The organism is Eudoraea sp., assembly GCF_049669105.1.
GTDB lineage: Bacteria > Bacteroidota > Bacteroidia > Flavobacteriales > Flavobacteriaceae > Eudoraea.
This window is the reverse complement of sequence record NZ_JBATKE010000088.1, coordinates 1-1,984: the sequence shown is the minus strand read 5'-3', so window position 1 is coordinate 1,984 and position 1,984 is coordinate 1. Positions and strand designations below refer to the sequence as shown.

Below are 1,984 nucleotides of genomic sequence, written 5' to 3'. Positions count from 1 at the left end.
TCGCCAAACACTGCCCAGGCACTGTCGGCCACAGTCTGAGGGAATGGATATTCCGATGTGTCTTTGTTGGCCGTCATCGTCCAGCCATCACCAAAAACAACATCACCCTTTTGATAACTCTCGCCGGATACGTACGCGCCGCGCCATGCCATGAGATTGCGCTCAGTCAAGGCGCCGATATCGTTGGCTATCTTACGGAAGTTCTCATTGACCGGGACCGACTCTTCCGGGAGCCTGTCGTAGACGAAACGCTCGATCTGCGGGCTATTGGCCACCGACGTTCTCCAGCTCAATGTCCACGCCCGACAGCGTGAACTCAGCCGAGCCCGGTAAGCTTTCGATCTGCACGGCCAGGTAGCGCCCGGTCTCACGCAGGTCCACAGCGTAGTCCTCGACGGGGTCAAACCCTACCGGGTCACCCCAGAAAATGCCCGCGTTGGGGTTGGCTCGCTGGCCAATGCGGAACGTCATCTTACCCCCGGTGGAGTTGACCTGGGGGTAGAGCCGGTTCACGTACAGGATAGTGTCGCCGACGCTTTTAATGTACTCGTCAAAGTCCAGCGTCGCCTGCTCGACGCTGAACGGTCGCGGGAATATCTCAGTGAACGCGCGCGGGTCCATGTTCACCAGCTCAGACACGCCACTGACTGACCGCACCACTGCCTGACCATCGACCAGGCGCACCGCGTAGAAGACGCTGTCTACGGCCGTTGCGAACACGTCAGAGTAGCTCACGCTATCGTAGGAGCTGTAGTAGTTCTCGGGTGAATCTGCGGCGACGTCAACGTAACGAAGCGTCCCCGTCACCAGGCGCGGACCCATGACGATCTGCTTGTAGAGGCCGGCGCCACCAGGGTCCTGGGTCTCGACCAGGGTGAATGCGTCCCATAACCTGTTATAGACCAGCATGTGATCAGCGGCGCCTTCACTCTGTACCCTGAACAGGAAGCACACCTCGTTCCTGGCCGGGTAGAACTCGGTGAAGATCGGAAAGTCGTAGTCCACGTTCTCGATCAGCCACCGGCTCAGCCGACGGTCGGTCAGGGAGTTCTTGCGCACGCCATCGTGGACGTAGATGTCGCGGAACCCGAACACGTACGACGACCCCTCAACGTGAGTTGACGCGTGCGGGCTGACCATGCCGTCGTCCTGGAACAGGCCCTGAAAGCTCATGACAAACTGCCCGCCAACGTAGTTCATCCGCACCGACGACTCGTCGTAGTAGATGTACATGCTGTCGCCGACGACTTCACCACCACGGATGCCCTGGCCGGACTGCTGGTACGGGTTCTCGCCCGCCAGGTTGCCAGGATCGGTAAAGTCCCAATCGTAGACCGTGTCACCAGGGGCCACGGGTTGGCACCACTTGATCAGGCTGGGTTGAGTGATAGCGTTTTTGGTGATGCGTAGCGCCACCAGGAAGTTCTTGTAGCTCTCGATGACCTCGCACCGGTACTCGGCGGGCCACCCCGGCATGGTCTCAAAAGAGCCGGTGTAGCTGAACAGAACGAACGGCACATCGACGCCATTGGTCAGTATCAGGGTCTCGCCCTGCTGGACGTGATACCAGTACGTGCTCGCCGTCCACACCAGAGGCGTGACGTCAACGAACGTGTCATCGTCTTCGTACAGGCGCCACTCACTGTCTAGAATCAACAGCATCCGGTTTGCGCCCTCGTAGTAATACGGGGCCGCGTACTGGATGTTCTCCGTCGGGGTAATATCCACTGCCGGGTTGGGCAACGTCGCCAGGGCCTTGTTGCTGAAGCGGCAGTTGAGCATACGCGGCAAGGCGCCCAGGGGCAGGTCCTGCGGAACGATGTCCGGGACCCAACCCTTCATGCCGATGTCGCGTATGGGGATCGTTGGCATCTATACGCTCCTAAACACCATGCGCCCGCCACATAGCCACAGCCGTTCCATTGATGCCGTTGTAGACAGTTCCGCCAGAGTTGGTCAGCGTCCGCATGTACATGCTTGACTG

2 protein-coding genes are annotated in these 1,984 nt (G+C 59.5%); both read right to left on the bottom strand.

Annotation, left to right across the window (positions count from 1 at the left end; translation table 11 throughout):
• The coding region (locus WBM60_RS07255) for a hypothetical protein (RefSeq protein WP_424282920.1) at positions 1–275 on the bottom strand (275 nt) is incomplete at its 3' end.
• Positions 265–1,872 carry a hypothetical protein gene (locus WBM60_RS07250; protein WP_424282919.1) on the bottom strand — a complete coding sequence of 536 codons (1,608 nt, stop codon included), beginning with the start codon at positions 1,870–1,872 and terminating at the stop codon, positions 265–267. The genes WBM60_RS07250 and WBM60_RS07255, both read right to left, overlap by 11 nt.
• Positions 1,873–1,984: the final 112 nt, after the last annotated feature.

Excerpts from the sequence above, each read along its gene's own strand:
- WBM60_RS07250 (WP_424282919.1), bottom strand. The coding sequence starts at position 1,872 with ATGCCAACGATCCCCATACGCGACATCGGCATGAAGGGTTGGGTCCCG.